29 protein-coding genes are annotated in these 24,576 nt (G+C 75.5%); 17 read left to right on the forward strand and 12 right to left on the reverse strand.

Annotation, left to right across the window (positions count from 1 at the left end; all coding sequences use genetic code 11):
- Positions 1 to 196: 196 nt before the first annotated feature.
- A complete protein-coding gene (locus tag BM093_RS19425; RefSeq protein WP_093346188.1) occupies positions 197 to 1,153 on the reverse strand; it encodes an SDR family NAD(P)-dependent oxidoreductase in 957 nt (318 codons plus the stop codon).
- 201 nt (positions 1,154 to 1,354) lie between these two features.
- Here BM093_RS19425 and BM093_RS19430 point away from each other — a divergent pair, with 201 nt between their 5' ends.
- The gene (locus tag BM093_RS19430) at positions 1,355 to 2,179 is read left to right on the forward strand and encodes a SigB/SigF/SigG family RNA polymerase sigma factor (RefSeq protein ID WP_143105442.1); all 825 of its coding nucleotides are present in this window, start codon (positions 1,355 to 1,357) and stop codon (positions 2,177 to 2,179) included.
- A 6-nt stretch (positions 2,180 to 2,185) separates the two neighbouring features.
- Here BM093_RS19430 and BM093_RS19435 read toward each other — a convergent pair whose 3' ends face one another.
- Positions 2,186 to 2,983, reverse strand: coding sequence for an SDR family oxidoreductase (locus BM093_RS19435; RefSeq protein WP_093346502.1), 798 nt, complete (start codon positions 2,981 to 2,983; stop codon positions 2,186 to 2,188).
- A 240-nt stretch (positions 2,984 to 3,223) separates the two neighbouring features.
- On the opposite strand from BM093_RS19435, the gene BM093_RS19440 reads away from it, so the two are divergent.
- Positions 3,224 to 3,901, forward strand: a complete 678-nt coding sequence (locus BM093_RS19440) for a universal stress protein (RefSeq protein ID WP_093346198.1) — start codon at positions 3,224 to 3,226, stop codon at positions 3,899 to 3,901.
- 24 nt (positions 3,902 to 3,925) lie between these two features.
- Complete coding sequence (locus BM093_RS37425) at positions 3,926 to 4,294, forward strand: TraR/DksA family transcriptional regulator (RefSeq protein WP_093346202.1); 369 nt, start codon at positions 3,926 to 3,928, stop codon at positions 4,292 to 4,294.
- Positions 4,295 to 4,378: 84 nt separating this feature from the next.
- Here BM093_RS37425 and BM093_RS19450 read toward each other — a convergent pair whose 3' ends face one another.
- A complete protein-coding gene (locus tag BM093_RS19450; protein ID WP_093346206.1) occupies positions 4,379 to 4,957 on the reverse strand; it encodes a type 1 glutamine amidotransferase domain-containing protein in 579 nt (192 codons plus the stop codon).
- Between the two features lie 177 nt (positions 4,958 to 5,134).
- Between BM093_RS19450 and BM093_RS19455 the strand changes: the two genes are divergently transcribed.
- The 3 genes from BM093_RS19455 (at position 5,135) to BM093_RS19465 (ending at position 6,594) form a co-directional block, all read left to right on the forward strand.
- The gene (locus tag BM093_RS19455) at positions 5,135 to 5,491 is read left to right on the forward strand and encodes a DUF6343 family protein (protein WP_245773644.1); all 357 of its coding nucleotides are present in this window, start codon (positions 5,135 to 5,137) and stop codon (positions 5,489 to 5,491) included.
- Positions 5,492 to 5,584: 93 nt separating this feature from the next.
- Positions 5,585 to 6,097: a winged helix-turn-helix transcriptional regulator gene (locus tag BM093_RS19460; RefSeq protein ID WP_093346210.1), complete on the forward strand. Its 513-nt coding sequence runs from the start codon at positions 5,585 to 5,587 to the stop codon at positions 6,095 to 6,097.
- Positions 6,094 to 6,594 carry a PaaI family thioesterase gene (locus tag BM093_RS19465; RefSeq protein ID WP_093346213.1) on the forward strand — a complete coding sequence of 167 codons (501 nt, stop codon included), beginning with the start codon at positions 6,094 to 6,096 and terminating at the stop codon, positions 6,592 to 6,594. Before BM093_RS19460 ends, BM093_RS19465 begins: the two co-directional genes overlap by 4 nt.
- A 9-nt stretch (positions 6,595 to 6,603) precedes the next feature.
- Here the strand turns inward: BM093_RS19465 and BM093_RS19470 are convergent, their stop codons facing one another.
- The 5 genes from BM093_RS19470 to BM093_RS19490 all read right to left on the reverse strand — a co-directional run bounded on the left by BM093_RS19470 (position 6,604) and on the right by BM093_RS19490 (position 10,125).
- On the reverse strand, positions 6,604 to 7,164 hold the full coding sequence (locus BM093_RS19470) for a hypothetical protein (protein WP_143105443.1): 561 nt from the start codon (positions 7,162 to 7,164) through the stop codon (positions 6,604 to 6,606).
- Between the two features lie 62 nt (positions 7,165 to 7,226).
- Positions 7,227 to 7,571 carry a nitrile hydratase accessory protein gene (locus BM093_RS19475; protein ID WP_093346222.1) on the reverse strand — a complete coding sequence of 115 codons (345 nt, stop codon included), beginning with the start codon at positions 7,569 to 7,571 and terminating at the stop codon, positions 7,227 to 7,229.
- Complete coding sequence (gene nthA / locus BM093_RS19480) at positions 7,568 to 8,161, reverse strand: nitrile hydratase subunit alpha (RefSeq protein ID WP_093346225.1); 594 nt, start codon at positions 8,159 to 8,161, stop codon at positions 7,568 to 7,570. The genes BM093_RS19475 and nthA overlap by 4 nt, the downstream gene beginning before the upstream one ends.
- The gene (locus BM093_RS19485; protein WP_093346230.1) at positions 8,158 to 8,826 is read right to left on the reverse strand and encodes an SH3-like domain-containing protein; all 669 of its coding nucleotides are present in this window, start codon (positions 8,824 to 8,826) and stop codon (positions 8,158 to 8,160) included. Before BM093_RS19485 ends, nthA begins: the two co-directional genes overlap by 4 nt.
- Positions 8,827 to 10,125: an MSMEG_0569 family flavin-dependent oxidoreductase gene (locus BM093_RS19490; RefSeq protein WP_093346234.1), complete on the reverse strand. Its 1,299-nt coding sequence runs from the start codon at positions 10,123 to 10,125 to the stop codon at positions 8,827 to 8,829.
- 219 nt (positions 10,126 to 10,344) lie between these two features.
- Between BM093_RS19490 and BM093_RS19495 the strand changes: the two genes are divergently transcribed.
- The 6 genes from BM093_RS19495 (at position 10,345) to BM093_RS19520 (ending at position 16,415) form a co-directional block, all read left to right on the forward strand.
- Positions 10,345 to 10,863, forward strand: a complete 519-nt coding sequence (locus BM093_RS19495; RefSeq protein ID WP_093346239.1) for an MSMEG_0572/Sll0783 family nitrogen starvation response protein — start codon at positions 10,345 to 10,347, stop codon at positions 10,861 to 10,863.
- 65 nt (positions 10,864 to 10,928) lie between these two features.
- Positions 10,929 to 12,104, forward strand: coding sequence for an MSMEG_0568 family radical SAM protein (locus BM093_RS19500; protein ID WP_245773645.1), 1,176 nt, complete (start codon positions 10,929 to 10,931; stop codon positions 12,102 to 12,104).
- Between the two features lie 3 nt (positions 12,105 to 12,107).
- Positions 12,108 to 13,604, forward strand: coding sequence for an MSMEG_0567/sll0787 family protein (locus BM093_RS19505; RefSeq protein ID WP_093346244.1), 1,497 nt, complete (start codon positions 12,108 to 12,110; stop codon positions 13,602 to 13,604).
- Positions 13,601 to 14,473 (forward strand): carbon-nitrogen hydrolase family protein, encoded by an 873-nt coding sequence (locus tag BM093_RS19510; RefSeq protein WP_093346248.1) that lies wholly within the window; start codon positions 13,601 to 13,603, stop codon positions 14,471 to 14,473. The genes BM093_RS19505 and BM093_RS19510 overlap by 4 nt, the downstream gene beginning before the upstream one ends.
- Positions 14,474 to 14,476: 3 nt before the next feature.
- Positions 14,477 to 15,310: a carbon-nitrogen hydrolase family protein gene (locus BM093_RS19515; RefSeq protein WP_093346252.1), complete on the forward strand. Its 834-nt coding sequence runs from the start codon at positions 14,477 to 14,479 to the stop codon at positions 15,308 to 15,310.
- Positions 15,311 to 15,326: 16 nt separating this feature from the next.
- Positions 15,327 to 16,415, forward strand: coding sequence for an MSMEG_0565 family glycosyltransferase (locus BM093_RS19520; RefSeq protein WP_281248714.1), 1,089 nt, complete (start codon positions 15,327 to 15,329; stop codon positions 16,413 to 16,415).
- Positions 16,416 to 16,423: 8 nt separating this feature from the next.
- On the opposite strand, the gene BM093_RS19525 is transcribed toward BM093_RS19520, so the two are convergent.
- From BM093_RS19525 to BM093_RS19540, 4 genes are all read right to left on the reverse strand, one after another.
- Complete coding sequence (locus BM093_RS19525; RefSeq protein WP_143105444.1) at positions 16,424 to 17,644, reverse strand: PucR family transcriptional regulator; 1,221 nt, start codon at positions 17,642 to 17,644, stop codon at positions 16,424 to 16,426.
- A 33-nt stretch (positions 17,645 to 17,677) separates the two neighbouring features.
- Positions 17,678 to 19,090 carry a fatty acid desaturase gene (locus BM093_RS19530; protein ID WP_093346266.1) on the reverse strand — a complete coding sequence of 471 codons (1,413 nt, stop codon included), beginning with the start codon at positions 19,088 to 19,090 and terminating at the stop codon, positions 17,678 to 17,680.
- Positions 19,091 to 19,204: 114 nt separating this feature from the next.
- Positions 19,205 to 19,963, reverse strand: a complete 759-nt coding sequence (locus BM093_RS19535; protein WP_093346270.1) for an ABC transporter permease — start codon at positions 19,961 to 19,963, stop codon at positions 19,205 to 19,207.
- On the reverse strand, positions 19,960 to 20,922 hold the full coding sequence (locus BM093_RS19540; RefSeq protein WP_093346513.1) for an ABC transporter ATP-binding protein: 963 nt from the start codon (positions 20,920 to 20,922) through the stop codon (positions 19,960 to 19,962). The genes BM093_RS19535 and BM093_RS19540 overlap by 4 nt, the downstream gene beginning before the upstream one ends.
- Before the next feature lie 112 nt (positions 20,923 to 21,034).
- Between BM093_RS19540 and BM093_RS19545 the strand changes: the two genes are divergently transcribed.
- From BM093_RS19545 to BM093_RS19565, 5 genes are all read left to right on the forward strand, one after another.
- Complete coding sequence (locus BM093_RS19545) at positions 21,035 to 22,183, forward strand: sensor histidine kinase (RefSeq protein WP_093346276.1); 1,149 nt, start codon at positions 21,035 to 21,037, stop codon at positions 22,181 to 22,183.
- On the forward strand, positions 22,180 to 22,854 hold the full coding sequence (locus BM093_RS19550; protein WP_093346281.1) for a response regulator: 675 nt from the start codon (positions 22,180 to 22,182) through the stop codon (positions 22,852 to 22,854). Before BM093_RS19545 ends, BM093_RS19550 begins: the two co-directional genes overlap by 4 nt.
- Positions 22,851 to 24,023: a DUF418 domain-containing protein gene (locus BM093_RS19555; protein WP_093346285.1), complete on the forward strand. Its 1,173-nt coding sequence runs from the start codon at positions 22,851 to 22,853 to the stop codon at positions 24,021 to 24,023. Before BM093_RS19550 ends, BM093_RS19555 begins: the two co-directional genes overlap by 4 nt.
- 91 nt (positions 24,024 to 24,114) lie before the next feature.
- Entirely contained in the window at positions 24,115 to 24,315 is a 201-nt protein-coding gene (locus tag BM093_RS19560) for a hypothetical protein (RefSeq protein WP_093346290.1), read from the forward strand.
- Between the two features lie 46 nt (positions 24,316 to 24,361).
- Positions 24,362 to 24,568 carry a hypothetical protein gene (locus tag BM093_RS19565; protein WP_093346294.1) on the forward strand — a complete coding sequence of 69 codons (207 nt, stop codon included), beginning with the start codon at positions 24,362 to 24,364 and terminating at the stop codon, positions 24,566 to 24,568.
- The last annotated feature ends 8 nt before the right edge of the window (positions 24,569 to 24,576 follow it).

Below are 24,576 nucleotides of genomic sequence, written 5' to 3' on the forward strand. Positions count from 1 at the left end.
CGCCCGCCGGTGGCGGACCGGCGCCACCGGGACCAGCACGTCCTGGTTCCGTGGTGACGGCAGCGCCGTGTTCGGGAGTACTCCCCTTCGCTGAACCGAACGCTAGGGCACGACGCCCGATTCCTGACACCCGGGGTGCAAGCGAGCTTCGTCACCCCTGTCCGGATACGCCCGAATCACCCGTCGGGTGGACGGCTCAGCCGGTGGCCAGCCGCACGGTGGCGCCGTGGTACCCGGGCCCCTGGACCGGGCGCGGCGGCCCGGGCAGCCGGTGGACGACGACCCGGGTGCGCCCGGTCCCCTCGATCCCCGGACGCGCCGGCACCGCGGGCAGCGGTCCGGTGCCGGACTCCCGCGCGACCGGCGACCCCGCGGCCGGGACGTGGGCCGGTCGGGCCGGCAGTTCGGGCAGCACGGACGGGCCGCCACCGCCGGCCGGGACCGCGCGGACCGGGGACGGCGCGTCCCGGAACGGCGTCGGGACGGGCGAGGGCCGGGTGTGCCCGGCCATGGGCCCCGGTTCCGGCCGGGGACGCCCGTGGCCGGTGACGCGGGCCGCCAACCGCCCGGCGGGCCGGGTGACCAGGCGCTGCAGCCGGCCGGGCAGCGACACCGTGCGGCCCCGGGCCAGGTCGCGCAGCGAGCGGTGCACGACCTCCGCGGGCTGCGACGCCGCCCGCCCGGCGACGACGACGGTGATCGTCACCCCGGTCCCGTGCAGGGACGCGGCGACCGGGCCGGCGATCGCCGCCGGCCGGGACCATGCGTCCTCGTCCGGACCCGGGTCCTCGGCGACGGCGAGGATCCCGCCCCGTCCGCGAGCGGTCATGGCGGTCGCCGCCGCCCGGACCAGCTGATCAGTGGCCCCGGCGGCGATCCCGGTGGCCCCGGCCGCGGTGTGCACCAGCAGCTCGACCGGCGGGGCGGGGTCGGCGATCCGCCGCTCGACCGCGGTCACCCCGGCCGGGTCGGCGAGATCCGCGGCCAGCGGCTCGACGATGGCGCCGGTGGCGCGGCCGATCCGCTCGGCCATCTCGGCCAGGAGATCGGCGTCCCGGGCGACCAGGACGATCGAGTACCCGCGTTCGGCGAGCTCGCGGGCATAGGCCTCACCGAGCCCGTGGCTCGCCCCGGTCACCAGTGCTGTCGGCATGCAACGCACGGTAGGGACCGTTCGCTGTGGCGCCACTGAGAAGCTGTGGGCACGCTCAGGTCCGTGTCCGGCGGGGTTGTCGGCACCGGGGTCGAGGACTACGGTCGGCGATCCGGCTCGCACGGCTCCCCGGGGCCGTGCCTCGATCCGTTCAACACGCAGCGGACCCCGCACCAGCCACCGGCGAACGCGAGGACGTCCATGCGCACCTCCACCCTCCCCGCCGCGGCGGACACCGCCCGCGACGGCCGGCACGCCTACGACCACCTGACCCCCGCGCTCGAACGGCTCGCCGCCATCCCCAGTGGGGACGCGGAGCGCCACGAGCTGCGCGAGCACGTCATCCGGGAGTTCCGGCCACTGGTCCGCAACCTGTCGCGACGGTTCGCGCCGGGCGGTAACGGCGCCGAGGACGTCGAGCAGGCCGGCATGCTCGGCCTGGTCAAGGCCGTCGACCGCTACGACCCGGCCGCCGCGACCGGCGGGCCGCTCGGCTTCCTCGTGCCGAGCATCCGCGGCGAGATGAAGCGCCACCTGCGCGACCGCTCCTGGTCGGTGCGGGTGCCGCGCGACCTCAAGGAGCTCGCCATCCGGGTCCGCAACACCGCGGACACGCTCGGGCAGCAGCTGGGGCGTGCGCCACGCCCGTCCGAGCTGGCCCGCGAGCTCGGCGTGAGCACCGACGAGGTCATCGACGCCCTCGGCGCCCTCGACTCGCACCACGCCCGTTCGCTCGACGCCCACGCCGGCGCCGGTGACGGGTCCGACTCCGGCGACGACACCCCGCTCGGCGAGCTGATCGGTACCGACGATCCGGGCCTCGAGCTCGCCGCGCACCGCGCGGAGCTGCACACGGTGATCGGCGAACTGCCCGAGCGGGAGCGGACGATCCTGACGATGCGCTTCTTCGGCGACCACACCCAGTCGCAGATCGCGACGCAGCTGGGGATCTCGCAGATGCACGTGTCCCGGCTGCTGTCGCGCACGCTGCGCCGGCTGCGCGAGCAGCTCGCCGAGCAGGACTGACCCTCCTCAGCCCGGCATCGTCTCCCCACCGACCGGGGCGAGCACCTCGCCCGTGTAGTACGACGACAGCGCCGGGGCCGCGAAGAACACGTACGACGGGGCGATCTCGTCCGGGGCGGCGGGCCGGCCCATCGGGACCTGCTGCCCGAAGCCCTCGACCTTCTCCTCCGGCATCGTCGCCGGGATCAGCGGCGTCCACACCGGACCGGGAGCGACGCAGTTGACCCGGATGCCGCGCGGGGTCAGCGACTGCGCGAGCGAGTAGGTCAGCGACTGCACCGCACCCTTGGTCGCCGAGTAGTCGAGCAGGGACTTGTTGCCCCGCAACCCGTTCACCGAACCGGTGTTGATGATCGCGGCACCGTCGGGCAGGTGTTCCAGGGCGGCCCTGGTGACGCGGAAGAAGCTGTGCACGTTCACCTCGAAGGTACGCAGCCATGCCTCGTCGGAGATGTCGGTCAGCGAGTCGTACGGCTCCTGGGTCGCGATGTTGTTGACGACCGTGTCCAGCCGGCCCAGCTCGTCGACGGTGCGGTGCACGATGTCCGAGCAGTGCGCGGCGTCGCCGAGATCGCCGCGCAGCAGCAGGCACCGCCTGCCCTCGGCGCGCACCAGGCCCGCGGTGTGGTCGGCATCGGCGTCCTCGGACAGGTAGGCCACGGCGACGTCGGCACCCTCCTTGGCGAAGGCCACCGACACCGCGCGGCCGATCCCGGAGTCACCCCCGGTGACCAGCGCGACCGTGCCCTCGAGCAGGTCACGCCCGCGGTAGTCGCGCATCTCGTCGCGGGGGTTCGGCTCCATCTCACCGGTGTCACCGGGCGGTGGCTGCTGCTGGGCGGGCGGGTTGTCGCTCACTGATCCTCCCTCGGAGCGTCGGTGGGGTCGGGACGGCGGCTACCCCGCTCCGGGTACGGCAAACGGTCGCACCCGGCCCGCGGCGGCTCGATCCCGGGCGACGCGGGACCGGAGGGTTCCGCGCGGCGTGCGCGGGTAGTCGCGGGGCACGAGCCGATCCGGCAGGCCAGATCATGGAGGTGAACCGTGCGACACGGCGAGTCCGGCCGCGGGCAGGCCGACCTGCACCCGCACGACCACGTCGACCGGATGACCATCGACCCGAGGGACCCCGGCCCGAGCAACGCCGCCCCGGGGACGGCGGCACCGCGGGACCCCGGTGCACCGCCGGGCGGCGCCGTGCCGACCGGTCCGGAGGACGACCCGGCGCCGGACCTGCCCGAGGCCGGGCGCTACCCGCCCCCGGAGGCGGCGGCGGACCCGTCCCCGACGATCGCCCCCGGTCCGGGACCGGTGATCGTCGGCGTGGACGGCACGCCCGCCTCGCGGGCCGCGTTGTCCTGGGCGGTGCGCACGGTGGCGACCGACGGCGCCCGGATCGTGGCGGTCGCGGTCTGGCAGGAGCCGGTGCAGACCTCGGCGATCGCGGCCCGCGGCGGCCACCGCCGCCAGGCGGACGCGGAACGGATGCTCGACGACGCGCTGCGGGGCGCGGGCGCCCCGGACGGGGTCGAGCGGGTGGTCGAACGCGGCCGCCCGGGCACCGTGCTGGCCGAACGGTCCCGTGAGGCCCGGCTGCTCGTGCTCGGCAACCGCCGGCGCGGACCGCTGGGCTCGCTCGGCTCCGCCGTGCAGGACTGCCTGCGACACGCGTCGTGCCCCGTCGTGGTCGTCCCCGACGGCGGCCCGGACGGCCGGCCCTGACCACAAAAACCGAGAGGAGCACCGATGGATTCCGAGCGGGCACGGACCCTGCTGAACGAGGAGCTGACCCGGACCGACGAGACCGCCGACATCGCCACCGCGGGCCCGTCGGAGGGCGCGGGCGCGGACCGCCTGGCCGCGGGGACGGACTTCGGCGACGCCGGGGCCCGCGCCACCGAGTCCATGGACCGCGACCTCACGGTGAACACCCTGCAGGGGCGCCGCGAGCGGGTGGAGGCGGCGCTGGCCCGGCTGGACCGGGGCGAGTACGGCCGGTGCGCGGTCTGCGGTGCCGAGATCGACGACGAACGTCTGGAGATCCGGCCCGAGACCGACCGCTGCCGCGAGCACCCCGAGGACGACGCACAGCTGCCGGGGCCGGTCGAGGACTGACTCTCCGGCCCGCGCGCTCCCCGGCCCACGCACGAGCGGCCCGGACCCTGCACGGGTCCGGGCCGCTCGTCGTCCGTACGGCGGTTACGCCGTCGCGCCCTGCGGGTGCACCGGGTGCTTCCCCTCCGCGAACTCCTCGATGATCTTCGCGCAGAACGCGTCGAGGTCGTCGGGGTTGCGGCTGGTGACCAGCCCCTCGTCCGTGCAGACCTGCTCGTCGACGACGGTCGCGCCGGCGTTGCGCAGGTCGGTGCGGATGCTCGGGTACGACGTCACGGTCCGGCCGCGGACGACGTCGGCCTCGACCAGCGTCCACGGGCCGTGGCAGATCGCGCCCACCGGCTTGCCCGCCGCGAAGAACGCCTGCACGAACCCGACGGCGTCGCCGTTCACCCGCAGGTTGTCCGGGTTGACGGTGCCACCGGGCAGCACCAGCGCGTCGTAGTCGTCGGCGGACACGTCGGCGACCGCCCGGTCCACCTCGAACTTCTCCGCCGGGTTGATGTCGGAGTTCATCGACTGGATCGGCTCGGTCGACAGCGACACCAGATCGACCCGCGCCCCGGCCCTGCGCAGTTCCTCGCGGGGCCGGGTCAGTTCGACCTGTTCGACGCCGTCGGCTGCCAGGATCGCGACCGTCCGGCCCTCGAGTGCGTTCGCCATCTCGGATCCCTCCGTTCTCGTGGATGCCGTCACCGGTGTTGTCCGGCTCTCTCGCCCGCTGCATTCCCCGCGACGCGGCGTCCAATCCCGCCGGCCGGCCCCGTCACGCCGCGGTGTGCCCGTGCCGCCACCGGGTAGCCGCCGTGCGGACCCCGGCACCGATCGAGGAGGTAGGCGATGAACACCGGCTCGCGGAGCACGGGATCGCGGAGCACGGGATCGCGGAGCACGGGATCGCGCAGCACCGGACAGGACAGGGCCGAGCGGGAGCGCCGCCGCGAGGGCTACCGCCAGGGCCTTCCCGACCACCACGACCCCACGGCGGGTGTCGGGGGTGCGCCGCCAGCGCACAGCGCACTCACCCTGCGGGCGGTGCTCGCCGGGTTCGGCCTGGTCGTCGCCGTCGTCGGCGCCGTGCTGGCCGGGGCGGCCGGGATCACCTGGTTCGCCGTGGTGCTCGCGGTGATCGCGGTCGTCGCACTGGTCGATCTGGTCTGGATCCTCCACCGCAAGCGCCGCGGCGAACCGGGCTGATCCGTCGCCGTCGTCGCGGGTCGGGTAGCCTCCCCTCTGAGTAGCTCAGCGATACCCAGACCAGCGCTAGTCAGGCCCACCGGGGAGCAGAAGATGGACGCACGGGAGGCCGCCGCGGCCCAGGTCTGCTCCGTCGCGCGCACCGCCGCGGTGCTGTCCGACCCGTGGACCGTGCTCGTCGTGCGCGACCTCGGCCGCGGCGTGCACCGGTTCGACGACCTCGTCCGCGGCCTCGGCGTGGCCCGGACCGTGCTCAGCCGCCGGCTGGCCACACTGGCCGAGGCCGGCGTCGTCGAACGGGTGGACTACCGCGAGCCCGGCTCCCGGACCCGGGCCGAGTACCGGCTCACCCGGCGCGGCCGGGACCTGGGTGTCGTCGTCGCGGCGCTGATGGACTTCGGTGACCGGCACCTCGCCGACCCCGCGGGGCCGCCGGTGCTCCGCGTGCACGAGGACTGCGGGGCACCGGTCCGGCTGGTCAGTGTCTGCGCCGACGGGCACCGGCTCGGCGCCGGGGACCGCGTGCTGCTCCGGCCGGGGCCCGGTGCCCCGGCCCGTGACCCCGACCTCGATCCCGGCCCCAACCCCGATCAGGAGCAGCGATGACCGCCGAGACCAGCACCCGCCGCCGCGAGCACGAGTGGTCCGACCCGCGGGAGCTGGCCGCCGCGGCCACCGGCCTCGACGGGCTGGAGTTCCTGCAGCGGATCACCGACGGCCGCCTCCCCGGCGCCCCGATCGGCAGCCTGGTCGGCTTCCGCCCGGTGTCCGCGGAACGCGGCACGGTCGTGTTCGAGTTCGAGCCGGGCGAGCACCAGTACAACCCGATCGGCTCCGTGCACGGCGGCGTCTACGCGACGCTGCTCGACTCGGCGTGCGGCTGCGCGGTGCACTCCACGCTGCCGGCCGGGACCGGCTACACCAGCCTCGACCTGTCGGTGCGGTTCCTGCGCCCGATCACCGTCGACACCGGCACGGTCACCTGCACCGGGCACGTCGTGCACGCGGGCCGGCGCACCGCGCTGGCGCGGGCCGAGCTGACCGACGCGGCCGGGAAGCTGCTCGGCGAGGCCACCTCGAGCTGCATGATCCTGCCCGGCTGAGGCTCGGCCTCAGTCGTCCCGCGCGGCCGGTGAACCCGCCACCCGCTCGGCCGCGTCGACACAGCTCGCGGCGCGGACGACGGCCGGTGCGCCGGCGTCGATGCCGTAGAGCTGCGGGCCGGGCAGGTCCGGGGTGAGCGCGCGGGCGTCGTCGGTGACGGCGGCGAAGCCCTGGCGGCCGTAGGCCCAGACCGCCCGGTCGCTGTCGGCCCCGGTCAGGTCGTCGCCGGTCACCCGGGCGGCCAGCAGGACGTGCGCGCCGTCGGTGACGGCGTAACGCTCGTCGGCGGCCACGGTGTCCGCGGGCAGCGCGCCGGCGAGCGCGTCGAAGTCGGTGGCCCGGGCCGCGGTGCAGGAGGCGAGCGCGGCGCGCGGGTCGTCGGCGGCGAGGCGGGCGAACCGCTGCGCGGACGTGGCGGCGCCGTCGAGCTCCTTGCCCGCCTCCGCCTCGGCCGGGCCGACGAGCGCCCCGAGCCCGACGACCACGGCGCTCAGCACCGCCGCGCCCGCCAGGACGACCCCCACACACCAGGCCACGGTCCGCAGGACCAGGGACCGGGGTGCGCGCATGCCGTCGACGGTAGCGGCGTCGCGGGCCCTCGGCCGCACGATCATGCGGTCGTGCACGATTTTCACCCCGCCCGCTCAGCGGAGGGATGCGGAGGCGCGTGGTCGTGACCGGCCGCCCGCCCGGCGAGCCGCGTCGCGCGGGTGCCCACCTCGCCGTCGCCGATCCGGCCGGCACCGACCAGGACCTCCTCCAGCACGGCGAGCCAGCAGGCGTAGTACGCGCGTGCGGGGTCGACGGAGATCCGGGCGATCAGCCGCTCCCGGAACTCGTCCCAGGTGATCCGGCCGCTCTCGGCCAGCGCCACCGCCATCCCGAACGCACGGCCCTCCCACGGTGCGGCGAAGACCAGCTCACCGTTCGCCCGCGGCGGGGCTCCCGGCCCGGTCGTGTCCGTCGTGATGCTCACCGGGCGGCCACCTCCGCCACGCCGACGATCGCGTCCCGGGTGACGAGCGCGGCGAGCTCCTCGGCGGGCAGCCCGGCGGTGCCGGCGGGCCGGCGCGGCAGCGTCAGGTAGCGGACCTCGGCCGAGGAGTCCCACACCTCGATCCGGCGTTCCCGCGGGACGTCGAGGCCCATCTCGGCGAGCACCGTCCGCGGTTCGCGCACCACCCGGGCCCGGTAGGCCGGGTCCTTGTACCAGCTCGGGGGCAGGCCGAGCACCGGCCACGGGTAACAGGAGCACAGCGTGCAGACCACGACGTGGTGCACGTCGGCGGTCTGCTCCAGCACCACCATGTGCTCGCCCTGCGGCCCGGTGAACCCGAGCGAGGCGATCGCGGCGGTGCCGTCGTACAGCAGCCACGCGCGATATCCGGGGTCGGTCCAGGCGCGTGCGACGACGGTCGCGCCGTTGAGCGGCCCGACGTCCTGCTCGTAGGTGCGGACGAACCCGTCCAGCACGGCGCGGTCGACCAGCCCGCGCTCGACGAGCAGCTCCTCGAGCGCCTCGGTGCGCAGCGACGGGCCGGGGGGCCCGGCGGGGTCCGGGGTCATCGCGGCTCCAAGTGGGACTCGAACAGGTCGGCGTGCACGGTGGCGTCCTCGGCACCGTCGCCCCACAGCTCCCGGGCCGCGAACGCGACGCCGTAGACGTGCTGCGGGTGCTCCCCCGCGAACACGGCGTGCGTGTCCGGCAGGACGTGCGGCGGCCGGACGGCGGTGACGACACCGGCCCGGCCACGCAGGTACCGGGGCAGCTTCGCGGCCGGGGCGGGGGCCTCGGCGAGCGGGCGGACCGGGTCGCCGGTGGCGAACCGCGGCGCTCGCGCGAGGCGACGCAGGGATCCGGGTGCGGTCGGGGCGTAGTCGGGCCGGGCGGGCTCGGGCACCGGCGGCTCGGCGAGCTCCTCGCCGCGCAACCGCCGTGCCCGCGCCTGCACCGCGCCGGGTGCCAGGACCGCCGAGTCGGTGAGCATCTGCTCGGCGGCGTGCAGCCAGCGGCCGTAGTAGCCGTCGTCGAGGTAGGCGGAGCGGTCCAGCCGGGACAGCGCGTAGCGGAACGCGTCGAGGTTCCGCCCGGAGACCCGTCCCATCGTCAGGACCGTCAGCGCGAACGCCCGGCCCTCCCACCGCTGCCCGAAGGGCGGTTCGGGCTCGACGTCACCCGGCGCGACGACCGGCCCCCAGCCGGCTGTCCCGCCGAGGTCGGCGGTGTCCATTCAGGCCCCCAGCGCGAGCACGTCGCAGACGTCGCCACGGCCGCCGGTGGAGGTGATCCCGCGCCGCGAGCGGATCCGCTCGCCGAGGAACTCCGCATCGGCGCCCACCCCGGAGAAGCGCCCGGAACCCCAGGTCCACTGCCAGGGGAGGCCGAGGAAGAACAGCCCCGGCGTCCCAGTGACGCCCCGCCGGTGGCTCGGCGTGCCGCGCCCGGTGAACACCGGGACGTCCACCCACGACCAGTCCGGCCGGAACCCGGCGCACCACACGACGGAGGTGATCCCGGTCGAGGCCAGCACGAGCTCAGTGGGCTCGCTCTCCGGGCGCCACACCGGGGAGTAGCGCTCCTCGACCGGCGCGTCGATCCCCCGCGACGCGACGAACCCGTCGATCGTGTCCTTGATGGACTCGCTGACCTCGTCCGCGTGGTCCAGCGACGCGGCCAGACCGGGCCGCAGGTGCAGCGTCCCCGCGCGGTGGTCGACGAGCGCGCCGTGCAGCCGCATCCCCTCCGTGGCGAAGCGGCGCAGGTCGATGTCCCGGCCGCCGTCGCGACCGGTCACGTAGTGGTTGGCCTGCGCGCGGACGGCCTCGCGGCGCGGATGCCGGGTGACCGGCATCCGGTAGTAGCCCATCTCGTCGAGCCAGTCGGTGACGTCGCGTCCCCGGTAGAACCGGGCCACGCGCGGCGCGTTCCCGACGACGAGATGTACCTGCCTGCCCTCGAGGTGCAGGTCCTCGGCGATCTGGGCCCCGGACTGGCCGGAGCCGACGACCAGTACCTCGCCCGGGGGCAGCTGCCCGCCGTTGCGGTAGTCCTGCGACTGGACCTGGGTGATCGACGGCGGCAGCGGCTCGGACAGGGTCGGCGTGACCGGGGTGTGATAGCCGCCGGTGGCGACGACGACCTGGTCGGCCGTGCAGGTACCGGCCGAGGTCTCCAGCCGGAACGTGCCGTGCTCGTCGCGCGAGACCCGGGTGACGGACACGCCCTCCCGCAGCGGCGGGTCGACGAACGCCCGGTAGGCCTCCAGGTAGTCGACGATCTCGCTGCGGACCATGAACCCGTGCGGGTCCGGGCCCGCGTACGGGAAGTCCGGCAGGTCGCACTGCCAGTTCGGGGTGACCAGGCAGAACGTGTCCCAGCGGTGCCGTTTCCAGGAGGACGCGACCACGTCGCGCTCCAGGACGAGATGGTCGATCCCGCGCACGTCCAGGCAGCGGCTCATCGACAGGCCGGCCTGGCCACCGCCGACGACGATCACCGCCCGGTGCTCCCCGTCCAGATCGGACGTCATCGGACCTCCTCCACTCGTGTGTTGGGCGGTCCACACTCGACCCGCGAGATTGCGGAACCGTGTCGTCCGGACGACCGGAATGTTGCCTCGTGTTACGCAACGAAACGTTCACAACTCCCCCATTCGGAATTGCTTCCGCAGTCCGCACGAAACGGTTCCGAAACGCGGCGCTGATGTCGTGTGGCCCGTCGAAACCGGACCATCACGAGGAGTCGCACCATGACCAGCGCCGAGCTGACCGACATCGAGAAGAAGAGCCTGGAGGAGATCCCGCACCCCTCGCTGCCCGCGGGGTCGAGCATCTACGGCGGCACCAAGGTCTTCCCCGATCTGCAGGCCGAGAACGGCGAGGCCTACTTCACGCTGGTCCACGGGATCGCGCACGAGTCCTCGGTCAGTTTCGTGGCGGTCCTGCAGGCGACCCGGGCCCTGCGCAAGGGCTTCGAGTCGGCGATGTACTTCTACGGCCCCGGCTCGCTGAACTGCCTGGCCACCCGCGGGTTCCCGACCACCGGAACGTCCGCCTTCCCGGGCGAGCACAACATCAACGACCAGCTCGCGACGTTCATGGGCGAAGGCGGAAAGGTCTTCTGCTGCCGGTTCGGGCTGTCATTGCACGGCGCCCGCGAGGAGGACCTCATCTCCGGCGTCATCCCGACGCACCCGCTCGACGTCCAGGACGCGCTCATCCACTACGCCCGCAAGGGCGCGATCATCAACTCGACCTACCAGCTCTGAGCGCCCGTGAGTGGTTATCGCGGTCCTGACCGCGATAACCACTCACGGCCCAGGAGGTCCGCCGTATGTCCGCTCCCTCCCCCGATCCCACCGACCTCGCCGAGCTCACCGAGCTCGGGCTGCAGGCCCGCGCCGAGATGGCCGTCCGCGGTGTGGCGCTCGATCCCGGCACCCCGCCGGGCCGCGGCTCCGGCACGGTCACCGAGCTCGGCTCCGTGATCCCGCTGCGCCGCCCCGGCGGCGCCGGCCCGTCGGCCGACGGTCACGTGCTCGTCGACGGTCTGAGGACCACCGTCCCGATCGTCGCCGACTCCCCGTTCCGGCTCCGCGACGGGCGCCTGGTCCGCAGCGAGCCCGGCGGCGGGGTGACCGACATGGGCGTCGCCGTCGACACCGTCGCGCGGCCCGCGTTCTACGACCTGACCACCGCCGACGGCGTCTCCTACGAGCAGATCGCCCGGCTGCACGGCAACGACGTGCTCGCCTCCACCGTCGTCCAGACGTGCGTGCGCTACGGCGAGTCCGACCGCTGCCGGTTCTGCGCGATCGAGCAGTCGCTGCGCTCCGGCGCCACCACCGCGGTGAAGACCCCCGCCCAGCTCGCCGAGGTCGCCGAGGCCGCGGTCCGGCTCGACGGGGTGCGCCAGATGGTGCTGACGACCGGCACGTCGAACGGCCGCGACCGCGGCGCCCGGCACCTGGTCCGCTGCGTGCGCGCGATCAGGGCCGCGGTGCCGGGCCTGCCCGTGCAGGTGCAGTGCGAACCGCCCGCGCCCGAGGACATCGCCGTGCTCACGGACCTGAGGGCGGCCGGCGCGGACGCGATCGGCATCCACGTCGAGTCGCTCGACGACGACGTCCGCCGGCGCTGGATGCCCGGCAAGGCGACCGTCCCGCTGTCGCAGTACCGCGCGGCATGGGACGAGGCGGTGCGGGTGTTCGGCCCGGACGCCGTGTCCACCTACCTGATCGTCGGGCTCGGCGAGGACCCGGACGAGCTCGTCGCCGGGGCCGCCGAGCTGATCGCGCGCGGTGTCTACCCGTTCGTCGTCCCCTACCGCCCGATCCCCGGCACCCTCGCGTTCGACGACGGCGTGCCCGGCCCCGATCCCGCGCTGCTCGCCGAGGTGACCGCCCGGGTCGCGGCCGAGCTGCGGGCGTCCGGGATGCGCGGCGCCGACCAGGCCGCGGGCTGCGCGGCCTGCGGGGCGTGCAGTGCCCTGTCGGCGGCGGGGGGCTGAGGCATGACCGTCCAGGACCACGGCGCCGCTGCTGCGCACCGGCTGACCCCGGCGTCCCGGTGGGTCGCCGACGAGCTGCTCGGCGGTCGCCCGCGGACCGCCACCGGCCGGGCCACCACGATCACCGAGGTGCGCGCCGCCGACGCGGCCGACCCCGGCGTCGTCGCCTACCGGGCGCTGCGCCGCGAGGTGTTCGGCCGCGAGCAGGCGCTGTTCGCCGACACGACCACCGGCGACCTCGACGACCACGACGCCGACCCACGGTCGGTCGTGCTGCTGGCCCGCGACGCCGCGGGGACGCTGCTCGGCGGCGTCCGGCTCGGGCCCGCCGATCCCGCCGGGCCGGACATCGGCTGGTGGAGCGGCAGCCGGCTGGTCGTCACACCGGCGGCCCGGCGGCGCGCCGGGATCCGGATCGGCGCGGCCCTCGTCCGCGCCGCGTGCGCCCGCGCCGAGTCCGCCGGTGCGCTCCGGTTCGACGCCGACGTGCAGCTCCGCAGCGCGGCGATGTTCACCCGGCTGGGCTGGGACCGGGTGCGCGACACCGTGGTCGCCGGGGCGCCGCACGTACGGATGCGGTGGCCGCTCACCCGGCTCCACGCGCTCGTGTCGGCGACCAAGGCCCCGCTCGGGGCGCTGCTCGGCGCGGTCGGCCCGGCCGGCTTCGTCGGCGACGACGGCGCCCCCGTCCCCGGGACCGACGTCGTCGCCTGCTGCGACGCGATCGTCCCGGCGATGGTGGAACGCGACCCCGAGTGGGCGGGCTGGGCCGGCGTCCTGGTCAACGTCAACGACCTCGCCGCGATGGGCGCCACCCCCGTCGGGCTGCTGGACGCGGTCGGCGCCCGGGACGCGTCGTTCGCGTACCGGGTGCTGTCCGGGGTGCGGGCCGCCGCCGACGCCTACGGCGTCCCGCTGCTCGGCGGCCACACCCAGCTCGACGTCCCCGCCGCACTCTCGCTGACCGCGCTGGGCCGCACCGCACACCCGGTCCCGGCCGGTGGGGGGCGGGTGGGGCACGCCGTCCGGCTGACCGCCGACCTCGGCGGCGGCTGGCGGCCCGGCTACCGCGGGCGCCAGTGGGACTCGACGACGTCCCGGACCCGTCCCGAGCTGGCGGCGATGATCGGCGCCATCGGCCCCGCCGCCGCGCACCGGCCCGCCGCGGCGAAGGACGTCTCGATGGCCGGCATCGCCGGGACCCTCGGCATGCTCGCCGAGGCGTCCGGCACCGGCGCCGTGCTCGACGTCGCCGCCGTCCCGCGCCCGGACGGCGCGAGCGCCGGCGACTGGTTCACCTGCTTCCCCGGGTTCGGCCTGCTCACCGCGGACGTCCCGGACGCCCCCGCGATCGAGGCCGGTCCGGCCGTGTCGGCCGCGTGCGGCGAGCTCGTCGCGGGGGCCGGGGTCCGGCTGCGCTGGCCGGACGGCGAGGAGACCGAGGCCGTGCCCGGCGGCGTCACCGGGATGGGACCGGCCGCCGGAGAGGAGATCGCATGACCACCACGACGTTCGCCGCTGCCGCGCAGGGCTTCGTGCGGGACCTGGAGGAGGACTTCGCCCGGGTCGCCGCGACGATCGCCCAGGCCCGCGCGAGCGGCGCCGACCTGCTCGCCCTGCCCGAGGCGGCGCTGGGCGGCTACCTGTCCTCGCTGCACGACGACGGCACCGGCGGCGCAGGTCCGGACGTGCCGCCGGTGCTGGATCCGGACGGCCCGGAGATCCGCAGGCTCGCGGCGCTGGCCGGGGACATGGTCGTCACCGCCGGGTACTGCGAGACCGGCGACGACGCGTCCGGTGGGCGGCCGTACAACAGCTGTGTCGCCGTGACCGGTGACGGCGTGCTGGGCAGGCACCGCAAGGTGCACCAGCCGCTGAACGAGCACAGCTCCTACGCCGCGGGCGACCGGTTCACCGCGTTCGACACGCCGGCCGGCCGGATCGGGATGATGATCTGTTACGACAAGGCGTTCCCGGAGGCGGCACGGGCACTGGCCCTCGACGGGGCACGGACGGTGGTGTGCATGTCGGCCTGGCCCGCATCGCGGACCGACCGGGCCCCGGTCCTCGCCGAGGACCGCTGGGCGCGGCGGTTCGACCTGCACGACCGCGCCCGCGCCCTGGAGAACCAGATCGTGTGGGTGTCGGCGAACCAGGCCGGCACGTTCGGGGACATGCAGCTCGTGGCCGGTGCGAAGGTCGTCGACCCGGGTGGTGAGGTCCTCGCGACCACCGGGCCCGCCCCCGGGCTCGCGGTCGCGAGCATCGACGTCGACGCCGCGGTCGACGCCGCCCGCCGCCACATGGGGCACCTGCGGGACCGCCGCCCCGCCACCTACGGGGCCGCCCCCGTCGCCGCGGGGGCGTGACGGGTGCGGGTCGCCGCGGCCGCCGCGCACTTCGGCCGGGACCTCACCTTCGACATCGGCCGGATCGGCGTGATCATCGCGCACGCCCGGGAGGCAGGCGTGTCCGTGCTCGCGCTGCCCGACGGCGCCCTCGGCGGGTACGTCCACGACCTGCGCGCCCCGGACCCGGCCGACCACCGGGTGCTGCCACCGGAGCTCGACCCCGGCGGGCCCGAGGTCCGGGCGGTCGTCGAGCTGGCCCGGGAGATGGTCGTCTGCCTGGGCTTCTGCGAGGCGGGCGGCGCCGACGGCGAGCGGTACAACGCGGCGGTGTGCCTCACCGGCGACGGTGTGCTCGGCCGGCACCGCAAGGTGCACCAGCCGGCGGGCCTCGCCGGGGTGTTCGCCTCCGGCGACGGGTTCACCGCCTTCGACACGCCCGCGGGGCGCATCGGGATGCTGATCGACCACGACAAGACCTTCCCCGAGGCGGCCCGGTCGCTGGCCCTCGACGGGGCCCGGACGATCGCCTGCCTGTCGGCGTGGCCGACGTCGCTGACCAACCGGGCACCGCGGATGGCCCAGGACCGGCAGGCCCGGTTGTTCGATCTCTACGACCAGTCCCGGGCGGCCGAGAACCAGGTGCTCCTGCTCTCGGCGAACCAGAGCGGGCGCCACGGCTCGCTGCACTTCCTGGGCCGGGCGAAGGTCGTCGGGCCGGGCGGGGAGGTCCTCGCCCGCACCTGGTCGAAGGGCGGCCTCGCGGTCGCCGACGTCGACCCGGACGCCATGATCGACGCAGCCCGGGCCGTGCTGCACCACCTGAAGGAGCGCCGCCCTGATCTCTACCGCGCCTGACCGGCTCCGGATCCGGCTGTCCACCTACTCGACCCGGCCCCGGGGCGGCGTCGTGCACACCCTGGCCCTGGCCGAGGCGCTCGCCGCGGCCGGGCACCAGGTCGAGGTGTGGTCGCTGGCCCGCGGCGGGGACTCCGGGTTCTTCCGCCGGGTGTCCCCGCGGGTCCGGGTCCGGCTGGTCCCCGTGCCGGAGGTCCCCGGCGAGCCGGTCGGCGCCCGGATCCTCCGGTCGATCGACCTGCTCGCCACGGCGCTGGGCACCGGCGGGGAGACGGACGTCCGGCACGCCCAGGACTGCCTGTCCGCCAACGCCGAGGGCCGGGCGCACGGCTACCGGACGCTCCTGCGCACCGTGCACCACATCGACGAGTTCGCCACCCCGGAGCTGGCGGCCTGCCACGAGCGGGCGATCGTGTCCCCCGCCGCGCTGGTGTGCGTGTCCCGGGCCGTCGCCGCGGAGGTCGGCGCCGGCTGGGGCCGCGCGGCCACCGTGATCGGCAACGGGGTGGCCGCCGCCCGGTTCGCCGGAGCCGACGGAGCTCCCTGGCGCGCACGGTTCGGCCGCTACGTGCTCTCGGTCGGTGGCATCGAGCCGCGCAAGGGCACCGCCGACCTGGTGGAGGCGATGGCGCTGCTCCCCGGTCTGCGGCTGGTGATCGGCGGCGGCGAGACCCTGTTCGACTACCGCGACTACCGGGCGGCGGTACTGGCCCGCGCCGCCGGTCTGGGGGTCGTCCCGGAGATCCTCGGCCCCGTCGACGACGACGAGCTGCCCGGCCTGATGGCCGGTGCCGCCGCGTTCGCGTTCCCGTCGGTCAAGGAGGGCTTCGGGCTGGCCGCGATGGAGGCCCTCGCCGCCGGGGTGCCCCTCGTGACCCGGGACCTGCCGGTGCTGCGGGAGGTGTTCGGCGACGCGGCCCGGTTCGCGACGGACCCGGCCGGATTCGCCGCCGCGCTGGCCGCCGCCGCGACCGAACCGGACCCGGCCCGCCGCCGCGCCGGCCGGGAGCTGGCCGCGGCGCACTCGTGGGCGACGGCAGCGGACCGGCACGTCGCGCTCTACCGGCGGTTCCTCCGGGCCGGGCCCGCGCGCCCCGGCCGGTGACCGGCGCGTCAGCCGGTGGTCTCCAGCACGGCGGTCCCCAGCGTCCGGCAGGCCAGCAGGGCGACCTCGAGGTCCAGGCGCCCGTCCGAGAGCGATCTCCCCCGCGCCTCCTCGGCACGGCGCAGCCGGTACTGCACCGAGTTCTTGTGCAGGTGCAGCTCCCCGGCCGCGGCGGCGAGGCTCCCGCCCGCGCCCAGGTAGGAGCGCACGGTCTCGCGCAGCCGCTCGTGCTGCTCGTCGTCGGTCGCGAGCCCGCCCAGCACCTCGCGCACCCACGAACCCAGCAGCTCCACGTCGGCACCGAGCAGCAGCAGCGGGCCGAGCGCGGCCGCCGTGGTGACCGGCCGGCGGGCCCCGGGCGCGGCCGCGGTCACGACCGCTTGGACCTGCCGGGCCCGCCGGTGCGAGCGGCGGAACCCGTCGAGGCCGGGCTCCGGGGTGCCGAGCGCCGCGAACACCTCGCCCGGCCCGAGCTCGACCGGGGCGGGCCCGGGCGCCGGGTACCAGGCCCACAGCGTGGCTCCGTCGGGGGCGACGACCAGCGGCGGCCGCGGGCACCCGAGCGTCTCGCCCGCCGCCGCGACCGCCCGTTCCAGCGCCCGCCCCGGGTCGGCCGCGCCGGGCGCGGACCAGAACACCGCGGCCAGGTGCTCGCCGTCCAGCGGGTGTCCGAGCGCGCGTTCCACCTCGGCCGCCGACCCGCCCCGGCCTGCCAGGACGGCGTCCACCATGGCCAGGCGGGCCGCGTCGCGGCGACGCACCCAGCCGTCCCGCTCGGCCTGGTGCACCGCGACCATCTCCTCCGAGACCCGGTCGACGTAGCCGAAGGCCACCGAGGACAGTTCCCGCACGACGGCCGCGACCTCGTCCGCGGCCAGACCGGCCGTCGCGATCCGGGAGATCAGCACCTGCTGGAAGGCCGCCTGCCCGAGCCGGTAGGCGCGCAGCAGCACGGTCACGGCGACGCCCTGCTGGGCGAGCCGGCGGGCGATGTCGGTGGCGGCCGCGGGGACCGGCGCGTCGTCCGGGTCCCCACCGCCGGTGAGCACACTCAGCGCGCCGTCCAGCGAGCCCTCGACCGTGGCGACCAGCAGCTCGCGGACCCGGGGATCACGGCCCAGGTCGGGCAGCCCGGCGTCGATCTCGGCGAGCACACACCCGGCAAGGTCACCGGCGTCGTCCCGGACCGCGGCGGCCAGGCGGGCGAGGACGTCGGTCACCGGTGGCACGGCCGGACCGTAGCGCGCCCGCCCGCGCCCGGCTCACACCTCCTCGGGGCTCAGGGCCACGAAGTCGACCTTCTCCCGGACGCCGCAGTCCGGGCAGGTCCAGTCGTCGGGGATCTCCGACCAGGCGGTACCGGCCGGGAAGCCCTCGGCCTCGTTGCCGGCCGCGACCTCGTAGGTGTAGCCGCAGCCGGGGCAGCGGGCGGCGGTGACACCGTCGGCGTGCTCCCGGCGGGAGACGTCGGCGAGCTCCTCCTCGGCCGCCACACCCGGCGGCGGGTAGGTGGCCAGCAGCGCCTCCCGCTTCGACGGCTGCAGGTTGGCGAGCCGCAGGTCGCCGTCGTAGTGCGCGAGCACCAGCGGATCCATGAGCCTGCGGAACAGCGGCGGGATCAGCGCGGCGATCATCATCCCGGTGTAGCCGGTCGGCAGCACCGGGGCCTCCGGGAAGTCGCGCAGCGTCTGGAAGCGCCGGGTCGGGTTCGCGTGGTGGTCGCTGTGCCGCTGCAGGTGGTAGAGCAGCACGTTGGTGGCGATGTTGTTGGAGTTCCACGAGTGGGCCGGGGTGACCCGCTCGAAGCGTCGGCGGTCCGGCGGGCCGACCTTCTGGCGCAGCATCCCGTAGTGCTCCATGTAGTTCACCAGCTCGAGCAGGGTGAACCCGACGACGGCCTGCAGCAGCAGGTAGGGCAGCGTGCCCCAGCCGAACAGTGCGATCACCGCGCCCCACAGCACCACCGACATCAGCCAGGCGTTGAGCACGTCGTTGCCGATCCGGTACGGGTGCCGGTCGCGGCGGGCGAACCGCTTGCGCTCCAGCCGCCAGGCGCTGGTCAGCGAGCCCGCGACGGTCCGCGGCCAGAACCGGTAGAAGCTCTCGCCCATCCGGGCCGAGGCCGGGTCCTGCGGGGTGGAGACGCGGACGTGGTGGCCCCGGTTGTGCTCGACGTAGAAGTGCCCGTAGAAGCTCGGCGCGAGCGCGATCTTGGCGGCCCAGCGCTCGACGTCCTCGCGCTTGTGGCCGAGCTCGTGCGCGGTGTTGATCGCGACGCCGGCGACCGTGCCGAGCGTGACCGCCAGCCCGATGTCACCGGCCAGGGGTGCGCCCGCGTTCGCGATGTACCACATGCCGGTGAACAGTCCGGCGTACTGCAGCGGGAGGTAGGCATAGGTGACCCAGCGGTAGTAGCGGTCCTCCTCCAGCTCCTCCATCACCTCGTCCGGCGGGTTCGTCGGGTCGTGCCCGGCGACCAGGTCGATCGCCGGGACGACGACCAGGACGACGACCGGCCCGAGCCACAGCACCGCCGACAGGCCGGTGAGCAGGTGCAGCCCGATGGCGAGGAACGGCAGGATCGGGACGACCAGGCCCAGCAGCCAGGCGTAGCGCTTGCCGTCCTGCCAGGTGTCCTCCCCGTCCACCGGCCGGGACAGTGCGTAGGTCTTCACGGCGGTCTCCCTTCGCGTCGGTGCGATGGGCCGACCGTAGGGAGATCACGGCGGCGTTCCTTCGGTCCCGGGGACGAACCCGGCCGCCGCGTTCGGTCCGGGAGACCAACGGGGTCACTCCCAGCGGAACCAGCGGGCCGCCCCGAGACCGGCGACCACGGCGGTGACCGCCGGCCCGAGCACCGGTGCGAGGTCCGGTGGCACCCCGCGCCAGGCCGCGCCCAGCACGTGCACGGTCGCCCCGAACGGCAGCACCCGGCCGGCCTCGGCGAGCGGGCCGGGCAACGCGGACGCGTCCCCGAACATCCCGCCCACGGCACCCGTGCCGAGGAACAGCACCAGGCCCGCGGCGATCGCCGCGTTCGTCGTCGGGGCCAGCGCGGCGACCAGCCCGCCGAGCGCGAAGAACGCGGCGCTCGCGAGCAGCAGACCACCCAGCGCGACCCCCGGCGACGACGGCGGCCCGGCGCCGAAACCCCACATCGCGACCAGCAGGGCCAGCAAGCATCCGGCCACGACCTGGGCGAACCCGACGACACCCTGGGCGACGAGCACCGGTACCGGCCCGGCCGGGGTCACCCCGAGCCTGCGCAGCACCCCGGCGCGCCGGTAGTGCGCCAGGAAGCTCGGCACGTTGACCACCCCGACCATGCCCACGACGACGGCCGCCGCGAGCGGGAGCCCCACCACCTCCAGCGGGGTGCGGCCGCCGAACACCTCGGGCGGCACCCCGGCCGTGGTCAGCCCGACCATCACCAGGATCAGCAGCGGCAGCCCCAGCGGGACGACCAGCCCGGCGGTGTCGCGGGCGACCATCCGGGCCTCGGCGCCGACCAGCGCCGCCCAGCCGGCGGGCGGGAGGCGGGTGCTCATGCCGCCACCTCCCCATTCCGGCCGGCGCTGTTCCGGCCGGCGCTGCTCCGGCCGGCGTCGAGCCGGCGGCCGGTCAGCTCCAGGAACGCGTCGTCGAGGGTGGGCCGCTGCTCGCGCAGCCCGGTCGCGACGACCCCCTGGCGCACCAGCTCGGTCCCGACGACGCCGACGAGGTCCCCGGCCCCCGAGACGACGACCTCCTCCCCCACCCGGGTCACCTCGTCCACACCGGACAGACCGAGCAGTGCGGACCGGTCGAACCCCCCGGCCGTCCGGAACCGCACCCGCTCGGTGAGCCCGGCCGCGGAGATCAGCCCGGCCGGATTCGCGTCCGCGACCAGCCGGCCGTCGTCGAGCAGCAGCACCCGGTCGCAGAGCCGCTCGATCTCGTCCATCCGGTGGCTGACCATCAGGACCGTCACCCCGCCCGCCGCCAGCTCGCGGACCAGCTCGAGCACGTCCTCGCGCGAGCGGGGGTCGAGCCCCGTGGTGAGCTCGTCGAGGATCACCACCCGGGGCGCACCGACCAGCGCCAGTGCCACCGACAGCCGCTGCTGCTGCCCGCCGGAGAGCCGGTCGAACCGGGTCCCCGCCGACTCCTCGAGCCCCACCGCGGCGATCAGCCGTTCCGGGTCCGCACCGTCGCGGTGCATCGACCGGTGCACCCGCACGAGCTCGGCGACGGTGAGCATGTCGTGCAGCGCCGCCTCCTGCAGCTGCACCCCCAGCACCGCCCGCAGCGCGCGCCGGTCCCGGCGGGGATCCAGCCCGAGCACCCGGACGGTGCCGCGGTCCGGGCGGCGCAGCCCGGCGATGCACTCGACGGTCGTTGTCTTCCCGGCGCCGTTGGGGCCGAGCACGCCGGTCACCGAACCGTCCGCGGCGGTGAAGCCGACCCCGTCGACGGCTACCCGGCCGCGGTAGCTCTTGTGCAGGTCGTGCACCTCGATCGCTGTCATGGTGGCCACGATGCGGGTCCGGCCGGGCCGCCCACGAGTGCCGGAGGTCGTGATCGACGACCATGACTTCCGGCACTCGGCAACGGCGCCGGTTCCTTCTAGTCTGTCCGATATGCGCAGGATCGACCCCAACGTCGTGGCCGGGGCGATCATGACCGCGCTCTGCGTGCTGCTCGCCGTACCGGTGGCACTCGAGCAGCTCGCCGGGTCCACCCGCACGCTCGGTCCGCAGTGGGTCTGGTGGGCCGTGTTCGCGGTGTTCGTGGCCGCGCTGGTCCTGGCAGGCTGGCTGGACGAGTTCCTCGGACCAGCCGTGACCCGGTGGCTGCTCGCGGTCCTGGTCACCGCGGCCGCCGCGCTGGTGCTGCTGGCTCCCCGGTTCGGCTGGGTGCCGATCCTGCTGGTGTTCACGGCCGCGCTGTCGGTCTACCACTCCCCCGGCCGGGTCACGGCCGCGATCGTGGTGACCAACGTCGGCGTCGTCGCCGCGGCCGGGTTGCTGTCCGGCTCGCCCACCTCGGGTGCGCTCACCGCCGGCGGGATCTACCTGATGCTGCAGACCGCGTCGGTCCTGAGCGTCATGGCCCTGCGCCGCGAGGAGCAGGGACGGCGGCGCCTCGCCGAGGCGCACGCCGAACTCGCGGCCGCCGGGGCCGTCCTGGCCGAGACCAGCCGGGCCGAGGAACGGCTGCGGATCTCCCGCGAGCTGCACGACCTCGTGGGGCACCAGCTCACCGCGCTCACGCTCGAGCTCGAGATCGCCACCCACCGCGCCGACAACGCCGAGCACGTCGAGCGGGCCCGGGGCATCGCCCGCGACCTGCTCACCGACGTCCGGTCCACGGTCGGGGAGCTGCGCCGGCGCGCCCCGGACCTGGCGACCACGCTGCACCGGATCACCGAGCAGCTACCGCGCCCGCTCGTGCACGTGAGCGTCGCCGAGGCCGTGGCCGGGGTCGCCGGTGCCGGGGGCACCGCACCGGACGAGGAACGCACCGTCGCCGTCGTCCGCTGCGTGCAGGAGATCCTCACCAACGCGATCCGGCACGCCGACGCCGAGAACGTCTGGATCGAGATCGGCCCGGGACCGGACGGCGGGCTGCGGCTGCACGCCCGCGACGACGGCCGCGGCGCCGCCCGCGCCGTGGTGCCCGGCAACGGGCTGCGCGGGCTCACCGAACGGGCCGCGGCGCTCGGTGGCACCGTCGACTTCGGACCGGTGCTGCCGCGCGGCTTCGCGGTGACGGCGGTGTTGCCGTGACGGTGCGGGTGTGCCTGGCCGACGACCAGACGCTGGTCCGGCACGGGATCCGCGGGCTGCTCGAGCTGGCCGGCGACGTCGAGGTCGTGGCGGAGGCGGGCGACGGGGCCGAGGCCGTCGACGCCGTCGTCGCGCACCGCCCGGACGTCGTCCTGCTGGACCTGCGGATGCCCCGCCACGACGGGCTGTGGGCGCTCGACGAGCTGCGTGCCCGCGCCCTCGACGTCCCGGTGCTGGTGCTGACCACGTTCGACGACGACGAGCTGGTCCTGCGTGCCCTGCGCGCCGGCGCCCGCGGCTACCTGCTCAAGGACGTCACCCTCGAACAGCTCGTCGGGGCGGTGCGCACGCTGGCCGGCGGCGGCACGCTGATCAGCCCGGCGATCACCGAACGGCTGCTGCGCGCGGTACGGGACGTGCCGGCCCCGCCCGACGGCGGCGGCCCCGTCCAGGAGCTCTCCGAGCGGGAGCTCGAGGTGCTGCGGCTGCTCGCGGGCGGATACGCCAACCGGGAGATCGCGCAGGTGCTCGTGCTGGCCGAGGGCACCGTGAAGAACCACGTGTCGAGCGTGCTGGGCAAGCTCGGCACCCGCGACCGGACCCGCGCGGTACTGCGGGCCCTGCACCACGGACTGCTCGCCCCGCCCCGCCCCTCGGAGGACGCACCGTGACCACGCCCGCACCCACCACCCGGATGGCGGCACCCGACCTCGCCCGCGGCGCGATGCTGCTGCTGATCGTGCTCGCGCACGCGCCGCTGTACCTGACCGGGACGCCGCCGGCACCGTCGCTCGCCGACGAGGTGGTCGCGGTGGCGGGCACGCTGCTCGTGGACAGCCGGGCGTACCCGATGTTCGCCGCGCTGCTCGGCTACGGCCTCGTACTCAGCGTCACCCGGCTGCGCGCCGCCGGGGTGTCCGACGACGACGCCCGCCGCTCGATCCGCCGCCGCGGCCGCTGGCTGCTCCTGTTCGGTCTCGTGCACGCCCTGCTGGTCGCACCGATCGAGATCCTCGGCGCGTACGGCCTGGCGCTGCTGCTGATCGCGGGGCTGGTGTTCTGGCCGGACCGGGTACTGCGCCGGACCGGGTACGCCCTGCTCGCACTGAACGCCGTGGGCATCCTGCTGTTCAGCTCCGGTGGGGTGGACGGTGGCGCGTCCGGCGAGTACGCGCCCGGGATGCTCGGGCACGACGTCGAGGGCCTGTTCGTGCGGCTGATCGTCTGGACCGTGGCGGTGGTGTCCAACGTGGTCGTCTGGCCGGTGCTGGTCGCGCTGCTCGCCGGCGTCCTCGCGGCCCGGCACCGGGTCCTCGAGGAGCCGGCCCGGCACGCCGTGCTGCTGCGGCGGCTGGTGTGGACGGGCATCCCGGTGGCGGTGCTGGCCGCGGTCCCGCTGGTGCTCGTCGAGCAGGGCGTGCTCCCCGCGTCGCTGACCGCCCCGGCGACGCTGGTACAGATCATGTCCGGGCTGGCAGGCGGGCTCGGCTACGCGGCCGCGTTCGGGCTGCTCGGCGCACGGCTGTCGGGGGCACCGCTGCCCCGGGCGCTGCGACCGCTCGCCGCGACCGGCCGCCGGTCGCTGACCTGCTACCTGCTGCAGTCCTGCCTGCTGGTGGGGATGCTGTCGCAGGCGTTCGCCGGGTTCGGGGCGGGTACCGGCGAGGCCGGGGCGGTGCTGGCCGCGGTGCTGGCGTGGGTGGTTGCGGTGCTGGTCGCGACCGGGCTGGAGCGCGCCGGGCTCCCCGGCCCGGCGGACGCGTTGCTGCGCCGCCTGGTGCGCCGAGGACTGCCCCACCGCGACACCGACCACGACCCCGGTGCCCGTACCGGACCCTGAGCTCACGAAGATCACCCGTCTGCCGCGGTTGTGCCACAGCGGGATGGGTACCTCGCTCCCGACAGAGTTCGATCACGGGAGGACGACACACATGGACGAGCCGTGGACCGGCGCGGGTGATGCGGTCACCCGCCTGCTCGCCGAACTCGGGCCGGGTACCTGCCCGGACACGGTCGCCTCCGTCGTCCGGGAGGCCTGCGACGACCTGCGCGGGAGCCCGGCCGGGGCGCTGCCCGAGCTGGTGGAGCGGCTCGCCCGGGTCCGGCTCGCCCCGGCGACGGCGGACGTGTGACGGTGGTGCCGGTGTGCGTCCCGGGTCCGCGGGGTACCCGGATCCCGTGACACAGCAGGACCGCAGCGACGGACCCGGCCGGGAGCCGGACACCCCGCTCGACCCGGAGACCGCGGTCGACGAGCTCGAGGAGCGGGTCACCGGCCGCCGGACCGCCGAGGAGGACGAGCCCGACCACGACGCCGGCGACGACGGCCGCAACCCCGTGGAGGGCGACTCCGGCACCGGCGTCGACGAGGAGTCCAGCGGCTGACCGGGGGG

Origin of the sequence: Pseudonocardia ammonioxydans (assembly GCF_900115005.1) — a bacterium.
Lineage (GTDB): Bacteria > Actinomycetota > Actinomycetes > Mycobacteriales > Pseudonocardiaceae > Pseudonocardia > Pseudonocardia ammonioxydans.